Genomic DNA, 19433 nt, shown 5'->3' with positions numbered 1-19433 from the left:
ACAGGCGCCGCCGCATCAAAAATAGCGTTAACAGGCCCTAGCCTTTCATCAGGTTTTTCAGCGCCAGGCGCACGCCGTCGCTGACGGTCACGTCCAGCGGCAGGCCCTTGGTGGCGGCGGCGGCTTCTTTATCGTTGTAACCCAGCGCCAGCAGCGCGTTGACGATATCGCTCTTGTCGTCCGGCGTGGCGGCAAACGGCAGGCCGCCGGGCACGGTCAGGTTGCTGCCGCTGGCCAGCTTGCCGCGCAGCTCCAGCACCAGGCGCTCGGCAGTTTTCTTGCCGATGCCGGGCACGCTGGACAGGCGCTTCAGGTCTTCGCTGGCCACGGCCACGGCCAGCTCGTCGGTGCTCATACCGGACAGGATCGCCAGCGCGATCTTGGCACCAATGCCGCTGACCTTGATCAGCTGGCGGAAGGTTTCGCGCTCGTCGCGGGTGGCAAAGCCGTACAACAGGTGCGCGTCCTCGCGCACGACCAGGTGGGTGAACAGCGTGGTTTTCTGGCCCAGCGCCGGCAGCTGGTAGAAGGTGGTCATGGTCACATCGACGTCGTAGCCAACGCCGTTCACGTCCACAGTGATTTGCGGCGGCAGTTTTTCGATAAGCGTACCGCTGAGTCGTCCGATCATGGGGTGTCTTTCACAAGGTTGGCCGCAGCCACAGGCTGGCAGCCAGCAACAAAGGGTAAAGGTTGGCCGCCATGATAGTGGGAATGATGGCGGCGCGCAGTTGCTGTTGCTGCAAGGCACGCCAGGCGCGCAGGTAGAGCGGCAACAGGCACAGCAGCCACGGCTGGCCGGCCAGTAGCGGCAACACCATGGCCAGCACAGCCAGCAACAGGTAGCCACGTACCGCCGCGGCGTGGCTGAGGCGCACTACCCAGTGGCGCTTGCCGGCCAGCGCGTCGGCTTGGCGGTCGGGAAACTGGTTGGCAAACAGCAGTAAGGCAGCGGCCACGCCATAGCCTGCGGCCAACCACACGAGCCCGGCGGGTACCGGTGCCTGCAATACTTGCAGCACGCCTACTGGCAGCAGGGCAAAACACAGCGCCACCGTCAGCTCGCCCAGACCACGGCTATTAAGCCGCAGCGGCGGCGCGGAATAAGCCCAGCCCAGCGCCACCCCCGCCAGGCCGGTGTAGAACAGGCCCGCGCCGGCTTGCCACACCAGCCACAGGCCGCCAGCCGTCACCACGGCGAAGAGGCCGGCCGCCAGCCACGCCATCTGGCGGCGCGTGAGCACACCCGCCTGAATGAAACGGCTACCGCCGGTAAACGGGTATTCGCGCTGCAGGTTGGCCTCATCGCTGCCGTTGTCGTGGTCGGCCACGTCGTTGATCACATTCACCGCCGCGTGGCACAGCAAGGCCAGTAGCACTGCCAGCAGCGCCTGCGGCCAACCCTGTGCCAGCGCCTGCGGGCCAGCCATGGCCAGGCCCAGCAGCACGCCACCCAGCGTGAGCGTGAGAAAGGCCGGCCGCGTGGCCAGCAGCCAGCGCGCCGGGTGCGCCAGCAGCGCGGACAGGTCGGTTTCGGAAGCGTGTGGTGTGGTGGCGTGCATGGCGGGCTCTTGAACGGGCAACCCGTCCAGCATACGTGAGCTGCGCCGTAGCGCAAATGGCTTGACCCGGCAGCCGGCTGCCGTGGCCCCGTCAAGCCGGCTTTTCTATAGAAAAATACCAGCCATGGGCTGGTATTTTCAGAAGGGATGTGCGACTCAGGTCTGTACCGGGAAAACGCGATACCACAGGGTGTAGGCCCAGCAGGCGGCGCAGAACGACAGCGCCCACTCCAGCGTAGCAAACACCACCAGCACGGTGGCCGGAACCTGCCACTGCCACAGGCCGCCGGCAGCCAGCATCAGGCTGACACTGCTCGCGATGAACAGCAGTTTGTTGGCAAACATCTTGGCGCCAGCGTTTTCCTTTTTGCCGGCTTTGCCCAGCTTTTGCAGCAGGGTTTTCCATAGCCCGTGCGATGGGCAGCGGTGATGGCCGATAAAGCCACGCACCAGCCCCTGTGCCAGCAAAGGCAACATCAGCCACGGGGTAGCGGTGTACAGCGCCAGCGCGCTGAGCGCAAAGGTGATGAACGCTTCCAGACGGATGACGTTGGACCACACGGCAGGAACATCAAAACGCAGCATAGCAGCACTCCTTATTCGGATGACACGACAGACCCAGTGCGAGCCCATCCCGATGCCTACAATATATATTTAAGTATATTATAAAGCAAGCCAAGCCACGCAATGCCTCCTTTACAAACCACCGTCATCCCCGCCTCACAAAACGTCATGCCGCCGGTCAACGACGGGCGGCATGTTTTACACAGGCTGCTTGCAACACGGCATGGTGCCTACACCAGCCGCCCGCCGCGTATCTTGTAGCCCAGCTTGGCCAGCTTGCCCACGGCACCGCCGCTGTGGTTGGCGTGCGTCAAAGCCACCGCCAGCGCGTCGGCGGCGTCGGCCTGCGGCGTGCCGGACAGGTTGAGCATGGTTACCACCATGAACTGCACCTGCTCTTTGGGCGCCTTGCCCTGCCCCACCACCGATTGCTTGACCTGCAGTGCGGTGTACTCGGCCACTGGCAGGTCCTTGATCACCAGCGCGGTCATGCAGGCGCCGCGCGCCTGGCCCAGCATCAGCGTGGCGGCGGGGTTGACGTTGACGAACACCTGCTCCAGCGCCGCCTCGGTGGGCTGGTAGGTGTCGATCACCTGATGGATGCCGTTTACCAGCACCTTCACCCGCTCGGCCAGGCTGGCACCCTGCGGCGTGCGGATGGCGCCGGACGCCACGTAATGGCGCTGGTTGCCCACGATGTCGATCACGCCGAAGCCGCAGATGCGGCTGCCGGGGTCGATGCCGAGGATGCGCCGCTTCACGGCCGCGCCCAGCGGCGGGCGATGGCGTCGGCCTCGGCCAGGCGTTCGGGCGTGCCCACGTCCAGCCACAGGCCACGGTGCGCCTGGCCGCTCACCTGCTGCTGCGCCATGGCGGAGCGCAGCAGCGGTGCCAGCTTGGCCGGCTGGCCGGCCGGGGTGTTTGCGAACAGTGCCGGGTGGTACAGGCCGATACCGGAAAAGGTCAGCCCTTCGCCATCGGCGGCGCTGGCGCTGACGCCGCCAGCGGGCAGCAGGCCGAAATCACCCGCCGGGTTGTGCGGCGGGTTAGTCACCAGCAGCAGGTGCGCTAGACGGCTTGTGCCATCCAGTGCGGCCAAGGTTGGCCGCAGCGTGGCGAAATCCACATCGGTGAGCACGTCGCCATTGACCACCAGAAACGGTGCATCACCCAGCAGCGGCAAGGCAGTGGCTATGCCACCGGCGGTTTCCAGCGCGGTGCTTTCTGCCGAGTAGGCCAGGCGCACGCCGTAGCGGCTGCCGTCACCCAGCGCGGCCTCGATCTGGCTACCCAGCCAGGCGTGGTTGATGGCGATATCGGTAAAGCCGGCGGCGGCCAACCTTTGGATATGCCACACGATCAGCGGCTGGCCGCCCACGTCCAGCAGCGGCTTGGGGGTATGGTCGGTGAGCGGGCGCATGCGTTCGCCGCGCCCGGCGGCCAGGATCATGGCGTGCATGGTTTACTCGTCCGAGGCAATGCGGGTGTGGCTGAACACCGACTGGATGCTGTCGTCGTTGTCTTCTTCGTCCAGGCCCACCAGGTCGGCCAGCAGCTGGAACAGCGGCAGCAGCTCGCCGTAGCGGCGCGTGGCTTTCTTGAGGTAACGCAGGAAGCGCGGGATCTCGGCCAGGTACTGGATTTTGCCGTCGCGGTGCGCCAGGCGGGCAAACAGGCCCACAATCTTGAGGTGGCGCTGGATACCGGCCCACTCCACGTCGCGATAGAAATCGTCGATCTGCGCCGGCACCGGCAGGCCGGCGGCGCGGGCTTTTTCCCAGTAGCGCACCACCACATCCAGCACGAACTCTTCGTCCCAGCCGATAAAGGCGTCGCGCAGCAGCGACACCAGATCGTAGGCGATGGGGCCATATACCGCGTCCTGGAAGTCCAGCACGCCCGGCTGGCCGGAGGTGAGCATCAGGTTGCGCACGGTAAAGTCGCGGTGCATGTACACCTTGGCCTGGGCGTCGATGGCAGGCAGCAGCACGTTAATGCCGGCATCCCACAGCTTGCGCTGGGCAAAGGTCAGCGGCTTGCCCAGCTCTTTGGTGGCAAACCACTCTGGTAGCAGGTTGACTTCGCGCAGCTGGAAGGCGCGGTCGAACACGGGCAGCACATCCGGCTGGCTCAGCTGCTGGATGGCTACCAGCGTGTCTACCGCCTCCAGCAGCAGGTGTTTGTGCACCAGGGTGCGCTCGTCGTGCAGCAGGGCGGCCAGGTAGGTGACCTTGCCCATGTCCTGCAGCAGCATGAAGCCCTGCTCTGCGTCGCGGGCATGGATGGCCGGCACGTTGGCCGCCGGCGCAAACAGTGCGCGCACGCTGACGAAACTGTCGGTGTTTTTGTGCTCGGGCGGGGCATCCATCACGATGCGGGTACTGCCATCGGCCAGGGTGGCACGGAAATAACGGCGGAAATCGGCGTCGGCCGCGGCAAACTCTACGGCCACGTCCTGGCCGGGAAACTGCGTGGCCAGCCACGCCTTCAGGGCTTCTAATCGCTGCATAGTCGCGTATACCAGTAAATTGGGTACAATGCAGCGATTGTAACCGCTTTGCCCGGCCCCAACACGCGCCGGGCCGACACTGCCCGATGCCGCCACGCTTTCGCCTATCGCCGCTCGCTGCGGCCATGTTCCCGCTGTTCCTGTGCACCCCTGCCCTGGCCGACGCCGTGTCCACCGGGGTGTTGCACATAGAGGCCGATCGTATCGATGGCCAGATGAACGTGCAGCTCAAAGCCGAGGGCAATGTGCGCGCCGAGCGTGATGGCCAGCAGTTTGAAGCCGACTGGCTGGAATACTACGTCGACAAGCAATACGTCCGCGCCGGCCAGCGTGCCACTCTGCGCCAGGCCGGCAGTACGATTGAAGGCGACAATCTGGAAAGCTACCTGGACACACAGACCGGCAGCGCCAGCCAGGCCGACTTTGCCTTCCAGGACCAGGGCCGTACCCTGCGCGGCACCGCCGACACCCTGCGCATGCAAGGTAAAGGGCTGTACCAACTACAAGGCACCCGCGCCAATACCTGCGAGCCCAACGACGACTCCTGGTATCTGAAGGCGGGCACCATCGACCTGGACTACGGCCGCAACGTGGGCGTGGCGCGCAATGCGCGTATCGAGTTCCAGGGCGTACCCATCCTGTACACGCCGTGGATCGATTTCCCGCTGGACGGCGGGCGCAAGAGCGGCCTGCTATTCCCCACCGTAAAAACCGGTAGCGACGGCCTGCAGCTAGCCGTGCCTTATTACTGGAATATCGCGCCCAATATGGACGCCACCATTACCCCCACCTATATGGCCCAGCGCGGCCTGATGCTGGGGGCGGAGGGGCGTTACCTACAGCCGGACTACAGCGGCAAGATCACCACCGAACAGCTGGACGATACCAAGGCAGACAAAAAGCGCGCGCTGTGGCAGCTCACCCATACCCAAAGCTTTGGTAGCCAGCTCAGCGCCGGCGTGAATGGCACCAAGGTATCGGATAACGACTATTTCAAGGATTTTGGCGACCGCAACAGTGCCGCGGCCAACGTGAACCTGCTGCGTGAAGCCTGGCTGGCGTACAACCCGGGCTGGGCCAGCATCACGCTCAAGGCACAGCGCTACCAGACCCTGCAAGACAGCACCGGCAGCGTAGAAGAGCCCTACGCCCGTGTACCACAGCTGGTGGCCACCAGTAATCAGCAGCTGGGTGACTTCCGCCTGGCGCTGGAAAGCGAAATCACCCGTTTTGACCACCGCAGCAAGCTGGAAGGCTGGCGCACGGTGGCCTACCCTAGCGTGACCTGGGCACTGGAGCGGCCATGGGGCTTTATTCGCCCCAAAATCGGCCTGCACCATACCCGCTACCAGCTGGACAGCCACAAGGGGCAGGCAGGCTATACCCTGGACCGTACCCTGCCGATTACCAGCCTGGACAGCGGCCTGGTGTTCGAGCGCGACAGTATCCTGCATGGCAACATGGTTAGCCAGACGCTGGAGCCGCGGCTGTACTACGTCAATATCCCCAGTACCGAACAAAGCAATCTGCCTAACTTTGATACTTCGGAAAACGACTTCAACTTTGCGCAGCTGTTCAGCGAAAACCGCTTTTCCGGCTACGACCGTATCAATGCGGCCAACCAGATCACCGCAGCACTGACCAGCCGCATGCTGGATAACGATAGCGGACTGGAACGACTGCGCGTGGCCGTGGGTCAACGTTTCTACCTGGATAGAAGCGACACCACGCTGGCCGGCACCACCACCCAGCGCAGCCAGGGCGGCTCTGACTTGCTGCTGACCCTGGGCGGCGACATCAGCCGCGCCTTGCGCCTGGACGCCAGCTACCAGTACAACCAGACACTGGGCAAAACCGAGCGCTACAATGCCCAGCTACGCTACAACCCGGCCCCCGGCAAAGCCGTGAGCGTGCGCTACCGCTATGGCCGTGACGAAATCGTGGGTACCAGCAGCCAGCGTGACGTACTGCGCCAGCTGGATATCGCCGGGCAATGGCCGCTGGCACGGCAGTGGTACGCCGTAGCACGGCAGAACTACTCGCTGCGCGACAGGAAAGCGCTGGAGCAGCTGGCCGGTATCGAGTATCAGCAAGGCTGCTGGAGCACCCGTCTGGTGGCCCAGCGCTACGTCACCGACCTGACCAAGACCAAGAATGCCTTCTTCCTGCAGCTGGAGCTCAAAGACCTCAGCAGCATAGGCAATAACCCACTGGAAACGCTGCGCCTGGCCATACCGGGCTACAGCAAGATCAACGAGACTGCAGACAAATAATGAAAAAGCTTTTCCTTGCCGCCTTGGTTTCTGCTTGCCTGGCCACCCCTGCGCTGGCCATTTCCACCGTAGACCGCATCGTTGCCGTGGTAAACAACAGTGTGATTACCCAGTCCGAGCTGGCGCAGCGAGTGCGTGCGGCACAGCTGAACCTGCAGCGGCAGAGTATCGAGGCACCGGCTGCCGACGTGCTGTCACGCCAGGTACTGGACATGATGATCAACGAGCAGCTGCAGCTGCAGTACGCCAACAATAACGGCCTGCGCATTGGCGAGCTGGAGCTGGACCAAGCGCTGCAAAGCATCGCCCAGCAGAACAAAACCGACCTGGCCGGCCTGCGCGCCCTGGTGGAAAAAGACGGCAGCAGCATTGCCAAGCTGCGCGAGCAGCTGCGCAGTGACCTGCTGCTGGAACGCATCAAAGAGCGCGAAGTGAACAGCCGCGTGAATGTGACCGACCAGGAAGTCGCCCAGGTACAGCAAACCACCACCGGCCTGAACCGTATCGAGTACCGTTTGGCCGCCATCCAGGTCAATATTCCCGAACGTGCCACCCCGGCCCAGATAGAAGAACGCCGCCAGAAACTGCTGAAGGCTGCCGCCGAAATCAAAGCCGGCAAATCGTTTGGCCAGGTGGCAGCGGCCTATTCCGAAGCCAGCAATGCCCTGCAAGGCGGTGATCTGGGCTGGCGCAACGCCAGTGCCCTGCCGCAAGACTTTATCCAGCTACTGAACACCCTGCCGGTGGGCGGCGTCACCGAGCTGGTACGCGCCAGCGGCAGCCTGTACCTGTTCAAGCTGGTAGACAAGCGCGACACCAGCGGCCCGCAATATGTGAAACAGCACAAGGTGCGCCACATTCTGGTGAAAACCAACGAAGCCACCTCGGACACCGATGCCTATGCCCGCATCCTGCAGGTACAAGACCGCATCAAGCGCGGTGCCAAGTTTGAAGACATGGCCCGCCAGTTTTCCGAAGACGGCTCCGCCTCGCTGGGTGGGGATCTGGGCTGGGTAAACGAAGGCGATACCGTGCCCGATTTCGAGCGCACCTTCCGCCAGCTACAGGCCAAGCAAGTCAGCGAGCCGGTAAAAACCCCGTTTGGCTGGCACCTGATCCTGCTGGAAGACGTACGTAGCCAGGATGTGTCTACCGACCGCGAAAAACTGGTGGTGAAACAGCAGATTCGTCAGCGCAAGATCGAACAAAGCTACATCGACTGGCTGGAACAGCTACGCGCCAGCGCCTTTATCGATGACCGCCTGGTCGAAAAATAAACCGGGCCATGCCCGCCACGCCAAGCCGATCCCTGAATCGGCTTTTTTTACGGAAACTGCCATGCCCCACTCCCGCCCCGTATTGGCCATTACCGCCGGCGAACCCGCCGGTATCGGCCCCGATCTGGTACTGCGCCTGCCCGAGCTAGGCCTGCCAGCCCGCCTGGTGGTGATAGCCGACAAACACCTGCTGGCTAGCCGCGCCGCGCAGCTTGGCCTACCCACCCCGCTGCACGACTACCAGCCCGGGCAAGCCGCCCCCGCCGCCGGCGCACTGGAGGTATGGCACGTACCGTTGGCCGCAGCGGCCGTGGCAGGGCAGCTGGATGCGGCCAACGGCCGCTACGTGCTGGCCACGCTGGATGTGGCCATAGACGGCTGCCAGCGCGGCGAATTTGCCGCCATGGTCACCGCGCCGGTACACAAGGGCGTGATCAACGACGCCGGCGTAGCCTTCAGCGGCCATACCGAATACCTGGCCGAGCGCACCGCTACGCCACGCGTGGTGATGATGCTGGCCGGCGCCGGCATGCGCGTGGCACTGGCCACCACCCACCTGCCGCTGCGCGCCGTGGCCGACGCCATCACGCCAGACAGCCTCACCCAGGTGCTGCGCATCCTGCACGCCGACCTGGTGGGCAAGTTCGGCATTGCCGCACCGCGCATCCTGGTGGCCGGGCTGAACCCGCATGCAGGCGAAGGCGGCCACATGGGGCGCGAGGAAATCGACGTGATCGAGCCGGTACTGGCCGCATTGCGCGCCGAAGGCATGCAGCTCATCGGCCCCTTGCCAGCCGATACACTGTTCAACCCGGACAAGCTGGCCCAGGGCGATGCCGTGCTGGCCATGTACCACGACCAGGGCCTGCCGGTGCTCAAGCACGCCAGCTTTGGCGCCGGCATCAATATCACCCTGGGCCTGCCCATCATCCGTACCTCGGTAGACCACGGCACCGCGCTGGACCTGGCCGGCAGCGGCCGCGCCGACCCCGGTAGCCTGTTTGAAGCCTGCCAGCTGGCTTACCAGCTCGCCACGCATGCTGGCTAAAGCAATGTGTGGTGGCATTGGCCTGCGGCAAAACAAATGCCCCGGCACGATGCCACCCCATATGACAGCCGTGCGGCACAATGCACCCGATTTTGTAGTTTATGCGCTACATTCGTGCAATAGCAGGCCATTATTTCGTATCCAAACTACATTATCCCTATAACCCTGACGTTAGCGGCATTTTTCGCGGCGCAACATTTCGGCTACTATTTCAGGAATTATCCAAAACTTGCCGAAGTTCAGGGACATATGAGCAACACCACCCAGCAGCGTGTACGGGAAATTCCGTACAACTACACCTCGTATTCGGATCGCGAGATCATCATCCGCCTATTGGGCGCACCCATGTGGCAACTGCTTGAAGAACTGCGGGCAGAGCGGAAAACAGGCCGCTCTGCCCGTATGCTTTTCGAGGTACTGGGTGATATCTGGGTGGTAGACCGCAACCCCTACCTGGTAGACGACCTGCTGGACAACCCGCAGCGCCTTAGCGCGCTGGTAGAGGCGCTGCGCCACCGCCTGGGTGAAGTAGAAAAACGCCGCGACGGCAACGACAAGGTTGGCCGCATGATTGCCGCCGCCTACGCCGCGGTGGATACCTTCGAGCAGCAGTTTGGCGAAACCCGCGCGCTGCGCGCCGCTATCCTCAAGCGCCTGGGCAAGATCACCCGCCGCGACAACATCCTGTTCGACGGCCTGGCCCGCGTATCGCACGTGACCGACGCCACCGACTGGCGCGTAGAGTACCCCTTCGTGGTGCTGTGCCCGGACACCGAAGCCGAAATCGCCCCGCTGGTGAAAGCCTGTATCGAGCTGAAGCTCACCATCATCCCGCGTGGCGGTGGTACCGGCTACACCGGCGGCGCCGTGCCGCTGGACCGCCGCAGCGCGGTGATCAATACCGAAAAAATGGACCGTCACCTGGGCGTGGAATTCGTCGAGCTGCCCGGCCTGGACGGCAAGCGCGCCACCATCCAGTGCGGTGCCGGTGTGGTCACTGCCCGCGTAGCCGAAGCCGCCGGTGCTGCTGGCCTGGTGTTTGCCGTAGACCCCACCTCGGCCGAAGCGTCCTGTATTGGCGGCAATATCGCCATGAATGCTGGCGGTAAAAAAGCCGTGCTATGGGGCACCACGCTGGACAACCTGGCCAGCTGGAAAATGGTCGACCCGGACGGCAACTGGATGTTCGTGGAACGCATCGGCCACAACTACGGCAAGATCCACGATGTCGCCACCGCCACCTTCCGCGTCACCCGCCTGCAGGACGACGGCAAAACCGTGATCAGCAGCGAAGAGCTGGTGATCCCTGGCAGCGCCTTCCGCAAAGTAGGCCTGGGCAAGGACGTCACCGACAAGTTCCTGGCCGGCCTGCCCGGCGTGCAGAAAGAAGGCACCGACGGCATCATCACCAGTGCACGCTTTGTGCTGCACCGCATGCCGGCGCACATCCGCACCGTCTGTCTGGAGTTCTTCGGCACCGTAGCCGAAGCCACCCCGGCGATTGTGGAAATCACCGATTACTTCAAGCCCAACGGCGCCGGCCTGGCCGCTGGCGTACAGCTGGCCGGCCTGGAGCACCTGGACTGGCGCTATGTACGCGCCGTGGGCTACGCCACCAAGGCCAAAGGCCGTGGCCGCCCGAAAATGGTGCTGATTGCCGACATCGTCTCGGATACCGAAAACGCGGTAGCCGAGGCCGCCAGCCAGGTGGTGCGCTACGCCAACGCCCGCCACGGCGAAGGCTTCATCGCCGTCACCCCCGAGGCACGCAAAACCTTCTGGCTGGACCGCAGCCGTACCGCCGCCATTGCCCGCCATACCAACGCCTTCAAGATCAACGAAGACGTGGTGATTCCACTGGACCGCCTGGGCGACTACAGCGACGGCATCGAGCGCATCAACATCGAGCTGTCCGTGGCCAGCAAAATCAAGCTGCTGGACCAGCTGGCCGAGTTCTTCCACGGCCGCCTGCCGGTAGATACCGAGGGCGGCACGCTGTCGGCCGACGAGCTGATCGGCGACCGCCGCGAAAGCGCGCTGGAGCTGATTACCGCCGTACGTAGCCGCTGGCAGTGGCTGCTGGACAACCTGGACACGCCGCTGGCCGAGTACAACGCACGTTGGCCGCAAGCCCCGCTGGAAGACGGTGCGGCCAACCCGGCTGCCAGCGTGTTTATCGCCATGCGCGACTTCAAGCTGCGCGTGAGCTGGAAGCGCGAGCTGCAAAGCGACCTGCTGGGGCTGTTTAACGGCAAGGCCGACAGCACCATCACCGAAGCCATCGGCCTGATCCAGCAGAAAGTGCTGCGCAGCCGTGCCTTCGTGGCACTGCACATGCACGCCGGCGATGGCAACGTGCACACCAACCTGCCCGTGAACTCGGACGACTACGAGATGCTGCAAACCGCCCACCGCGCGGTAGAGCGCATCATGAAGCTGGCGCGCAGCCTGAACGGCGTGATTTCCGGCGAACACGGCATCGGCATTACCAAGCTGGAGTTCCTGACCGAAGAAGAAATCCAGCCCTTCCGCGACTACAAGGCGCGCGTGGACCCGAACGGCCACTTCAACAAGGGCAAGCTGCTGCCGGGCGCCGACCTGAGCATGGCCTACACGCCGTCGTTCTCGCTGCTGGGTGCCGAATCGCTGATTCTGGAGCAGTCCGACCTGGGCGCCATCAGCGACTCGATCAAAGACTGCCTGCGCTGCGGCAAGTGCAAACCGGTGTGCTCCACCCACGTACCGCGTGCCAACCTGCTGTACAGCCCACGTAACAAGATCCTGGGCGTGGGCCTGCTGACCGAGGCCTTCCTGTACGAAGAGCAAACCCGCCGCGGTGTCAGCCTCAAGCACTTTGAAGAGCTGTCCGACGTGGCCGACCACTGCACCGTATGCCACCGCTGCGTGAAGCCGTGCCCGGTGAAGATCGACTTTGGCGATGTCTCGGTCGCCATGCGCAATTTCCTGCGCAAGACCGGCAACAAGAAATTCAACCCCGGCACCGCGCTGGGCATGGCTTTCCTGACCGCCAAGGACCCGGCCACCATCAAGGGCATTCGAGCCGGCCTGGTAGGCGGTGCCTACAAGCTGCAACGCCTGGGCAACAGCATCGGCAAAAAGCTGGGCCTCACCGGCAGCCAGACGGCGCAGCCACCCGGCACGGTAGGCAAGCCGGAAATCAAGGCGCAGGTGATTCACTTCATCAACAAACCCATGCCTGGCGGCCTGCCCAAGAAAACCGCACGCGCGCTGCTGGACGTGGAAGACGCCAACGTGATTCCGGTGATCCGCAACCCGAAAGTCAGCGAAGATGCCGAGGCGGTGTTCTACTTCCCTGGCTGCGGCTCCGAGCGCCTGTTCAGCCAGGTAGGCCTGGCCACCCAGGCCATGCTGTGGCACGTGGGCACGCAAACCGTGCTGCCACCGGGCTACCTGTGCTGCGGCTACCCGCAGACCAGCGCCGGCTACCAGGACAAGGGCGACGAGATCACCACCGAGAACCGCGTGCTGTTCCACCGCATGGCCAACACACTGAACTACCTGGACATCAAGACCGTGGTAGTGAGCTGTGGCACCTGCTACGACCAGCTGGCCAACTACCGCTTTGAAGAAATCTTCCCTGGCTGCCGCATTATCGACATCCACGAATACCTGATGGAAAAAGGCCTGAAACTGGATGGCCTCAACGGTCAGAAGTATATGTACCACGACCCGTGCCACACCCCGATGAAGGCCTACCAGCCGATCAAGGTGGTGAACGAGCTGATGGGCGGCGGCGTAGTACTCAACGACCGTTGCTGCGGCGAATCCGGCACCTTTGCCGCCAGCCGCCCCGACATCGCCACCCAGGTACGCTTCCGCAAGGAAGAAGAGATCAACAAAGACCTGGCCAAGGTGGGCGCCAGCGACAAGCCGGTGAAGATCCTGACCTCCTGCCCGTCGTGCCTACAGGGCCTGAGCCGCTACAGCGATGATACCGGCACCCAGGCCGACTACATCGTGGTGGAGATGGCCAAGCACATCCTGGGCGACAACTGGATGAAAGAGTACGTGGACAACGCCCGTAACGGCGGCGTGGAACGCGTGCTGCTGTAAACCAGCCACGTTGGCCGCAAGGCGGCGTACCGGTGCTTTTCAGGCCGGTACGCCAATACTGTCAGTTAAACAGCCAGCACATTTCTCTGCAAAATAGAGCGTAGACGAAGCACCCTATCCCGTTGGCGCGAGCCGGGCAAAATGGTGCGTCCCAGGGTTGTGCTGAGCGAATCGAAGATTCGCACGCGCAAGACGCCGATTTGTTTGAGCCCTGAGCCGTTAGCGATCTGCGTGCAAATCTTTGATTTGCTCAGCGATACGAGTTCGGCGGCGCCTGGGGCGTGCCTTTTTGCACGGGGTTTCGAGCAGCCCCGGGTCGGCGGGGATTGCAAAGGGGGCGACGATTCGCCCCCTTTGCCCGTCTTATTCCCGCGCGACGCTGCGCTTGCCTCGCTCGGTCACGGGCGGAACCGGCATCTTGAATATCGTCCGCACAGCGGACACTGCTGCCTGATACAGGCGACGACAAGACATCAGAAAACTACTAGCGCGTGGCATTAGGCCGGCACGCCGGTTTTTTGCTATGCTGCGGCCAACCTTACCCGCCTGCGGAGCCTGCCATGCAAACCCCTACCCTTGTGACCCACCCTGCCTTTCGCGTTATCGGCATGGCCTGGACCAGCCCGGCTGACGGCACCCTCCCCGAGCTGTGGCAGCGTTTTATACCGCGCATTGCCGAGGCCAAACCGCTAAGCGACGCCAGCTACGGCATCTGCCAGGCGCAGGCCGATGGCCAGTTCCGCTACATTGCCGCCGTGGCGGTAGCCGCCGACACCGCGGTACCGGACGGCATGGTGGCGCTGGACATCCCGGAGCAGGATTACGCCATTGTCGAGCACCGTGGTCCGGTACGCGGCCTGCCGGATACCTTTCGCACCGCCTATACCGAGTGGCTGCCCGAAGCCGGGCTAGCCGCCGTGGCTGGCATCGAGTTCGAATACATGGATAGCCGCTTTCTGGGGCCGGAGCACGCCGACAGCGTGGTCGAGCTGTATATTCCGGTTAGTGCGGATGACGATGGCGAAGCCGCCTGAGCATGACCAATAAAAAACGCCTGGCGGCCAACAGCCCCAGGCGTTTTTTATTGCGTTCAGCACAGCACTACACCAGCTCGGCCACCCCCAGCTCGCTGGGGAGGGCCAGATGAAAGCCCTGATACAGCTCCAGCCCCAAGCCGCGCATGGCCTCTAGCTGCTCGGCCGTTTCCACCCCTTCTATCAGCATGCGGCTGCCAATTTGCCAGCCCAGCTCCAGTACGCGCTGCAGCCGGCCGGCATCACCGTGCATGTAGTCCAGCAACAGGCTACGGTCAATCTTGATGATATCCGGGCACAGCGCTTTCACACGGCCATGGCCCGATGCCACGGCACCGAAATCATCCACCGCCACCCCAAAACCGGCCTCTTTGGCAGCACGCAGGCTGGCGGCCAACTGCAGCGGGCTTTGCTCGATTTCGTATTCCAGTACTTCCAGAATCACTTGCGAGGTTTCCAGCCCCAGCTCGGCGCAGCGCCGGATCATCAGGTCGAAATTATTGCGGTAGCCATTATCGTGCAGCACCGTACTGGGGATCAGGTTCAGGCTCAGGCAGCCCGGCACACGGGCCTGGGCAAAGTTGCGAAAGTGCAAGGCCCGCGCCAGCCGGTCGGCGTCGATCTGGTCGTCGGTATCCAGGCTCTGGAAAAACAAATCCGGCCGCAAGGCACGACCTTGCGTGTCGTACACCCGCAGCAGGGCCTCATAGCCGAACACCCCGCCACTGCGGTAAAACAATGGCTGGAACACGCTTTGCAAGCGATAGTCGGCAAAGCGGGCGTAATAGCGGCCGTCACCATCGCGGAACAGCAAGCGCTCAAACGCTTGCTGGGTAGTTAACTGCACCATCTTGTGTCCTGCCATAAGCTTGGTTTTTCAGCATAGCAAGCACAGCGGGTCTACTGAAATAAATGCTTGGATTTATTGCCAAACCATGACATCAAATCTACTTATTGCATACATGTAACTATAAAAACAGAAGGGTTTTGTGACAGAATACCCATAGACTTGCCAGGAGCATGCCATGCCTTTTCAGCGAGACATTCCAGCGTATCCCCCCCACCCGCCGTGCTGCCGTAGCGCCCCCCGTACACTGCGCCAGCCTGATATGGCGACACATGGCCATAGCCCGGCAGCCGCCGTGACATACCATCCGCCATATACCTGGCAGCCCACACCCGAGCCTTCATCAGGAAGCGCTAGATGAGATGGCTATACCGGGCACTACCGCTCATGCTGCTTGGCCCGCTGCTGCAGGCCAGCCCGCTACGTTTTGTCGGCAGCGACTTCCCCGGCATTGTGCAACCAGGCTCGCCACAACCAAGCGGCTTGGCCGCAGACGTTATCCGCACCTTGTGCCAGCGCGAACAGCTGGCATGCAGCATCCAGCTACTGCCCTGGCCCCGTGCGCAGGCCATGCTGCCAAATGGCCAGGCCGATGTGCTGATCGGCCCCTACCGCACCGCAGAGCGCGCGGCCAACATGCGCTTTTCGCGCTATCCGCTTTATGTCGACACCCTGTACTGGTACCGCCGGTCCGGGCAAAACGTGCAGTGGGATGGCCGTTTTGAAAGCCTGGCCGGGCTACGTTTGGGGGTAACGCGCGGCTGAACGCTAGGGCAGCGCTTTGAAGACGCCAAGCTGCGCCTGGAAATAGACACTGCCGACACGCTGATGCAAAGCATGCTGAAGCTGCAAAGACAACGGCTGGACCTGGTCGCCAGCAACGACCGCAATGCGCGCCATACGCTGGCACAGCTAGGCAACAGCCATATCGTGCCCATCCTGCCGGCCATCAGCTTGCACGGTGGCTACATGGGCTACGCGCTGCATGCCATCAACAAACCGGCGCTGCAGCGCTTTGACCAGGCACTGGCGCGCCTGGCCGAAAGCGGCGAGCTGGCCAGGCTTAGCCTGAACCATGGCCTGGTCTACCCTGGTAAACACACCCACTGGCCAGACTATCTGCGCGAGCTGCCGTAAACTGCGCTGGCATACCGCCCTGCGGCCAACCTTACATGGAACCCTTCTGATGTCTGCCACAGCCTTGCTTGTTATCGACTTTCAGTACGGCCTGATCGCCATGCCGCCCCTGGCCACGCGCGGCCCGGAAACACTGGCCACGCTGAACCGGCTGATCGCCCATGCCCGCAGCGCGGGGCACGAGGTGATTTTTATCCAGCACTACGCCGACGACCTGCCACGCGGTAGCGAAGACTGGCAGCTGCACCCGGGCCTGGCACGGCTGGACAGCGATGTGGTAATCGAAAAAACCGCCTGCGACAGCTTTCTGGATACCAGCCTGCGCCAGTACCTGGATAGCCGCGGTATCGAAAACCTGTGGGTAGGCGGCTACGCCAGCGACTTCTGCGTGGATACCACGGTGCGCCGTGCGGCCTCCATGGGCTACGCCGTGACCGTAGTGGCCGACGCCCATACCTGCAAAGACCGCCCCTATGTCAGCGGCGAGGCCTTGGTGGACCACCTCAACTGGCTGTGGGGCCATATGGATGTACCGGGCAACAGCATTCGCGTGCTGCCGCTGGACGAGCTGATCGCCGATGCGGGCTGAGTGGCGCACGCTACTGCCGGACCTGGCGGCCAACCTGTTGCTGCCGTGGTGGGTGTACGACGCCTGCCTGCCCGCCTGGGGCGAGCGTGGCGCGCTGCTGTGGTCTGCCCTGCCGCCTTTGCTGTGGAGCTTGTGGGAGCTGTACCGCTATCGCCGGCTGGACGCGCTTAGCCTGCTGGTACTGGGTGGCATCGGCCTGTCACTGCTGGCCGCCTGGGGCGATGGTGACACGCGCTGGCTGCTGGTGCGCGAATCACTGGTTACCGGCGCGACCGGGCTGGTGATGCTGGCCAGTGTGCTGTGTGGCAAGCCGCTACTGGCGGTGCTGATGGCAGCAGCCGCACAACGTCAGCCCGATAGCCCGGCCGCGGCCATGCTGGCCAGCCCGGCACCCGGGTTCGCGCGGCTGTGGCGCGACCTCACGCTGCTGTGGGGTGGCGGCCTGGTAGGTGAATGCGGGCTGCGCAGCTGGCTGGCCTTTCACTGGCCGATAGCGCGCAATGTGGCGCTGGGCCCGTGGCTAAGCTACGGCGTGATGGCCTTGCTGATGCTGGCCGCCCTGCTGTGGGGCCGCCGCCTGGCACGCCAGCCCGTGCCGGACTAGGCAAGCGCAAAAAAGCCCGCCAGCCATGGCCGACGGCTGGGCTGCAGCTTGCCTGGCCTAATCCAGCTGGGGCTCGCCCATGATGGTGGAGGCGTCCACGATGCGACCGTTCTTGACACGGTAGATCATGGTCATCGCCACCTTGCCGCGCCCGGACGGGAAATTGCGCGTAACGATTTCTTCATCGATCACCACCTCGCCCACAATCACGCGGCGCAGCAGCCGGGCATGCAGGTCTGGCTCGGCAAAGCGCAGTTTCATGCGCTGGCGGATCTCGTCCTGCCCCTGCGCCACCAGCGTGGCCGGGTACTGGTACATACAAGCATCCGGCGCGTAGCACGCTAGCAGGGCGTCCAGATTCTTGGCGTTGTAGGCATCCAGCTGTGCCTGTATCACTTGTTCAGGGCTCATCGTTCCTCCAGGTGCAGGGCTGCGCGTGCGCGGATATCGGCCAAGGTTTCGTCTACCAGCAGACGCCCGTTTTCCCATACCACACGCATTTGCAGGTCAATATCGGATACGCGCTCCAGCGTATTCACCCCCCAGGCGGCACGACTATCGCGCGCCGCTACCACACGGCCCCCCAAGGAGCGCTTGCCGGGGTCGGTAACCGGGTCTTTGAACACATCACGCCACTCGCCGTTAATGCAGATGGCCGAGCACTTCAGGGCCATCTTGTGCGTGTCGCGGTCCAGCTTTTGCAGCAGCTCGGCACCCATGCCAAAAGCCACGTTGTCGGCGCTGTAGCCCAGCTTGGCCAGCCGCGACAGGATGGCGTCGATACTGGCCAGGTTTACGCCGTCGCCTTGTATCACCCGTACATGGTTCAGCACGCGGTAGCCTTTGCTGTTGACCGTGGTACCAAACGATGCGGCCAACCTTTCCACTACCTCCGCCACCACTTGCACCGGCTCGCCGGAGTCCGGGCGGATCACCACCGTAGCGCCGCTGTCGATAACCTGCTGGCGCAGGCGCTCGCCCCATAGCTCGCTCACGGCGTGGAACACGTCGTAGCTGTCGCTCACCACGGCCAGCAGCGCGCCGGGCTTGGCAAAACGGCTGAGCATATTGGCAAACGCTTCGCCTTCGTGCGCGCGGCCCCAGGCGGTAATGGTGGAATGCTCGGCCGCCGGGATGGAAAACGCCGCGCACGGCTCGTGGTAGTGGCGGCGCGCCGCCACCAGCGCGGCCAGTGTGTCGCTACCCTGAAAGTTCACCAGGTGCGCCAGGCCGCCGATTTCCGAGCTTTCGTAGCTGGATACACCGCGCGCGCCAAAATCATGCAGCTTGAACGGCAGGCCGGATAAGTCGTCGGCGGTTTGCTGCAGGTAACGGCGAATGATTTCCTTGGCACGGAAGCTGCGCGTGGCCACGCTAATGGGGTACCACACGCGCAACAGCGCGGTTTCCAAGAAAGACACCACCCAGAACAGCTCGGGGTCGGTGGATTCGATGGTGACCATCGGGATGCCGGTGGGCACCAGCTCGCCTTCCGGCACCGCGCGGATGCGTACCGGCCAGTAGCCATCGTGCTGCTGCACGATGCGTTCGAAACCGGCGCGGTTGAACGACAGGCCGTGCAGCGTCACCACCGCCTCTGCCTCATCGATATGCTCGCGGGTAATGCGCTGGCTCAGATAATCCTTCAGCAAGCCCTGCAGGCCAAAAAACAACACATGCGACGCCGTGCCACCCCGTGCCGCCACGTAGGAGTACATACCCTGCGTACCGGGGGGGTACTGCGCCCAGTGGCTGAGTTTGTAGGAGTCGCTATTGAGGATGGGATTAATGATCATGGTATGGGCACAGCATGGGTAAACGACCCCTAGCATACGCTGCCGAAACGGTAATGTCATAGTGCGTGGTTTGTAAGCAACTGTCGGGATGGCATACC

18 protein-coding genes are annotated in these 19433 nt (G+C 63.2%); 9 read left to right on the top strand and 9 right to left on the bottom strand.

The window, feature by feature from the left end:
* Positions 1–37 precede the first annotated feature (37 nt).
* The 6 genes from ruvA to amgK all read right to left on the bottom strand — a co-directional run bounded on the left by ruvA (position 38) and on the right by amgK (position 4635).
* Positions 38–631 carry a Holliday junction branch migration protein RuvA gene (gene ruvA / locus FLQ44_RS15655; RefSeq protein ID WP_147695169.1) on the bottom strand — a complete coding sequence of 198 codons (594 nt, stop codon included), beginning with the start codon at positions 629–631 and terminating at the stop codon, positions 38–40.
* Between the two features lie 10 nt (positions 632–641).
* Positions 642–1562, bottom strand: coding sequence for a prenyltransferase (locus FLQ44_RS15650; protein ID WP_147695168.1), 921 nt, complete (start codon positions 1560–1562; stop codon positions 642–644).
* Between the two features lie 156 nt (positions 1563–1718).
* The gene (locus tag FLQ44_RS15645; protein ID WP_170252995.1) at positions 1719–2147 is read right to left on the bottom strand and encodes a DUF4395 family protein; all 429 of its coding nucleotides are present in this window, start codon (positions 2145–2147) and stop codon (positions 1719–1721) included.
* Between the two features lie 209 nt (positions 2148–2356).
* Positions 2357–2887, bottom strand: a complete 531-nt coding sequence (ruvC, locus tag FLQ44_RS15640) for a crossover junction endodeoxyribonuclease RuvC (RefSeq protein ID WP_147695166.1) — start codon at positions 2885–2887, stop codon at positions 2357–2359.
* Positions 2884–3585 carry an N-acetylmuramate alpha-1-phosphate uridylyltransferase MurU gene (murU, locus tag FLQ44_RS15635; RefSeq protein WP_147695165.1) on the bottom strand — a complete coding sequence of 234 codons (702 nt, stop codon included), beginning with the start codon at positions 3583–3585 and terminating at the stop codon, positions 2884–2886. Before murU ends, ruvC begins: the two co-directional genes overlap by 4 nt.
* A gap of 3 nt (positions 3586–3588) precedes the next feature.
* The gene (gene amgK, locus FLQ44_RS15630) at positions 3589–4635 is read right to left on the bottom strand and encodes an N-acetylmuramate/N-acetylglucosamine kinase AmgK (protein WP_147695164.1); all 1047 of its coding nucleotides are present in this window, start codon (positions 4633–4635) and stop codon (positions 3589–3591) included.
* An 86-nt stretch (positions 4636–4721) separates the two neighbouring features.
* On the opposite strand from amgK, the gene FLQ44_RS15625 reads away from it, so the two are divergent.
* The 5 genes from FLQ44_RS15625 to FLQ44_RS15605 all read left to right on the top strand — a co-directional run bounded on the left by FLQ44_RS15625 (position 4722) and on the right by FLQ44_RS15605 (position 14362).
* The gene (locus FLQ44_RS15625; protein ID WP_147695163.1) at positions 4722–6908 is read left to right on the top strand and encodes an LPS-assembly protein LptD; all 2187 of its coding nucleotides are present in this window, start codon (positions 4722–4724) and stop codon (positions 6906–6908) included.
* Positions 6908–8185, top strand: coding sequence for a peptidylprolyl isomerase (locus tag FLQ44_RS15620; protein WP_147695162.1), 1278 nt, complete (start codon positions 6908–6910; stop codon positions 8183–8185). Before FLQ44_RS15625 ends, FLQ44_RS15620 begins: the two co-directional genes overlap by 1 nt.
* Before the next feature lie 61 nt (positions 8186–8246).
* Positions 8247–9233, top strand: a complete 987-nt coding sequence (gene pdxA / locus FLQ44_RS15615; protein ID WP_147695161.1) for a 4-hydroxythreonine-4-phosphate dehydrogenase PdxA — start codon at positions 8247–8249, stop codon at positions 9231–9233.
* A 249-nt stretch (positions 9234–9482) separates the two neighbouring features.
* Positions 9483–13328 (top strand): DUF3683 domain-containing protein, encoded by a 3846-nt coding sequence (locus tag FLQ44_RS15610; RefSeq protein WP_147695160.1) that lies wholly within the window; start codon positions 9483–9485, stop codon positions 13326–13328.
* A gap of 560 nt (positions 13329–13888) precedes the next feature.
* A complete protein-coding gene (locus FLQ44_RS15605) occupies positions 13889–14362 on the top strand; it encodes a GyrI-like domain-containing protein (protein WP_147695159.1) in 474 nt (157 codons plus the stop codon).
* A 67-nt stretch (positions 14363–14429) separates the two neighbouring features.
* Here FLQ44_RS15605 and FLQ44_RS15600 read toward each other — a convergent pair whose 3' ends face one another.
* Positions 14430–15212, bottom strand: a complete 783-nt coding sequence (locus tag FLQ44_RS15600) for an EAL domain-containing protein (RefSeq protein ID WP_147695158.1) — start codon at positions 15210–15212, stop codon at positions 14430–14432.
* A gap of 354 nt (positions 15213–15566) precedes the next feature.
* Here FLQ44_RS15600 and FLQ44_RS25355 point away from each other — a divergent pair, with 354 nt between their 5' ends.
* The 4 genes from FLQ44_RS25355 to FLQ44_RS15580 all read left to right on the top strand — a co-directional run bounded on the left by FLQ44_RS25355 (position 15567) and on the right by FLQ44_RS15580 (position 17539).
* On the top strand, positions 15567–15974 hold the full coding sequence (locus tag FLQ44_RS25355) for a substrate-binding periplasmic protein (RefSeq protein WP_147695157.1): 408 nt from the start codon (positions 15567–15569) through the stop codon (positions 15972–15974).
* A 72-nt stretch (positions 15975–16046) separates the two neighbouring features.
* Positions 16047–16346 carry a transporter substrate-binding domain-containing protein gene (locus tag FLQ44_RS25350; protein WP_206208913.1) on the top strand — a complete coding sequence of 100 codons (300 nt, stop codon included), beginning with the start codon at positions 16047–16049 and terminating at the stop codon, positions 16344–16346.
* Positions 16347–16395: 49 nt separating this feature from the next.
* Positions 16396–16935 (top strand): cysteine hydrolase family protein, encoded by a 540-nt coding sequence (locus FLQ44_RS15585; RefSeq protein ID WP_170252994.1) that lies wholly within the window; start codon positions 16396–16398, stop codon positions 16933–16935.
* A complete protein-coding gene (locus tag FLQ44_RS15580; protein ID WP_147695154.1) occupies positions 16925–17539 on the top strand; it encodes a VC0807 family protein in 615 nt (204 codons plus the stop codon). The genes FLQ44_RS15585 and FLQ44_RS15580 overlap by 11 nt, the downstream gene beginning before the upstream one ends.
* 57 nt (positions 17540–17596) lie before the next feature.
* Here FLQ44_RS15580 and FLQ44_RS15575 read toward each other — a convergent pair whose 3' ends face one another.
* Positions 17597–17950, bottom strand: a complete 354-nt coding sequence (locus tag FLQ44_RS15575) for a nuclear transport factor 2 family protein (RefSeq protein ID WP_147688100.1) — start codon at positions 17948–17950, stop codon at positions 17597–17599.
* Complete coding sequence (locus tag FLQ44_RS15570; protein ID WP_147695153.1) at positions 17947–19335, bottom strand: nicotinate phosphoribosyltransferase; 1389 nt, start codon at positions 19333–19335, stop codon at positions 17947–17949. Before FLQ44_RS15570 ends, FLQ44_RS15575 begins: the two co-directional genes overlap by 4 nt.
* Positions 19336–19433 lie beyond the last annotated feature (98 nt).

Source organism: Vogesella mureinivorans, from assembly GCF_007644035.1.
GTDB lineage: Bacteria > Pseudomonadota > Gammaproteobacteria > Burkholderiales > Chromobacteriaceae > Vogesella > Vogesella mureinivorans.
Note: the sequence above shows the minus strand (reverse complement) of the source record. Positions and strands in the feature narration are given on the sequence as shown.

Excerpts from the sequence above, each read along its gene's own strand:
- ruvA (WP_147695169.1), bottom strand. The coding sequence starts at position 631 with ATGATCGGACGACTCAGCGGTACGCTTATCGAAAAACTGCCGCCGCAA.
- FLQ44_RS15650 (WP_147695168.1), bottom strand. The coding sequence starts at position 1,562 with ATGCACGCCACCACACCACACGCTTCCGAAACCGACCTGTCCGCGCTG.
- FLQ44_RS15645 (WP_170252995.1), bottom strand. The coding sequence starts at position 2,147 with ATGCTGCGTTTTGATGTTCCTGCCGTGTGGTCCAACGTCATCCGTCTG.
- murU (WP_147695165.1), bottom strand. The coding sequence starts at position 3,585 with ATGCACGCCATGATCCTGGCCGCCGGGCGCGGCGAACGCATGCGCCCG.
- amgK (WP_147695164.1), bottom strand. The coding sequence starts at position 4,635 with ATGCAGCGATTAGAAGCCCTGAAGGCGTGGCTGGCCACGCAGTTTCCC.
- FLQ44_RS15625 (WP_147695163.1), top strand. The coding sequence starts at position 4,722 with ATGCCGCCACGCTTTCGCCTATCGCCGCTCGCTGCGGCCATGTTCCCG.
- FLQ44_RS15620 (WP_147695162.1), top strand. The coding sequence starts at position 6,908 with ATGAAAAAGCTTTTCCTTGCCGCCTTGGTTTCTGCTTGCCTGGCCACC.
- pdxA (WP_147695161.1), top strand. The coding sequence starts at position 8,247 with ATGCCCCACTCCCGCCCCGTATTGGCCATTACCGCCGGCGAACCCGCC.
- FLQ44_RS15610 (WP_147695160.1), top strand. The coding sequence starts at position 9,483 with ATGAGCAACACCACCCAGCAGCGTGTACGGGAAATTCCGTACAACTAC.
- FLQ44_RS15605 (WP_147695159.1), top strand. The coding sequence starts at position 13,889 with ATGCAAACCCCTACCCTTGTGACCCACCCTGCCTTTCGCGTTATCGGC.
- FLQ44_RS15600 (WP_147695158.1), bottom strand. The coding sequence starts at position 15,212 with ATGGTGCAGTTAACTACCCAGCAAGCGTTTGAGCGCTTGCTGTTCCGC.
- FLQ44_RS25355 (WP_147695157.1), top strand. The coding sequence starts at position 15,567 with ATGAGATGGCTATACCGGGCACTACCGCTCATGCTGCTTGGCCCGCTG.
- FLQ44_RS25350 (WP_206208913.1), top strand. The coding sequence starts at position 16,047 with ATGCTGAAGCTGCAAAGACAACGGCTGGACCTGGTCGCCAGCAACGAC.
- FLQ44_RS15585 (WP_170252994.1), top strand. The coding sequence starts at position 16,396 with ATGTCTGCCACAGCCTTGCTTGTTATCGACTTTCAGTACGGCCTGATC.
- FLQ44_RS15580 (WP_147695154.1), top strand. The coding sequence starts at position 16,925 with ATGCGGGCTGAGTGGCGCACGCTACTGCCGGACCTGGCGGCCAACCTG.
- FLQ44_RS15575 (WP_147688100.1), bottom strand. The coding sequence starts at position 17,950 with ATGAGCCCTGAACAAGTGATACAGGCACAGCTGGATGCCTACAACGCC.
- FLQ44_RS15570 (WP_147695153.1), bottom strand. The coding sequence starts at position 19,335 with ATGATCATTAATCCCATCCTCAATAGCGACTCCTACAAACTCAGCCAC.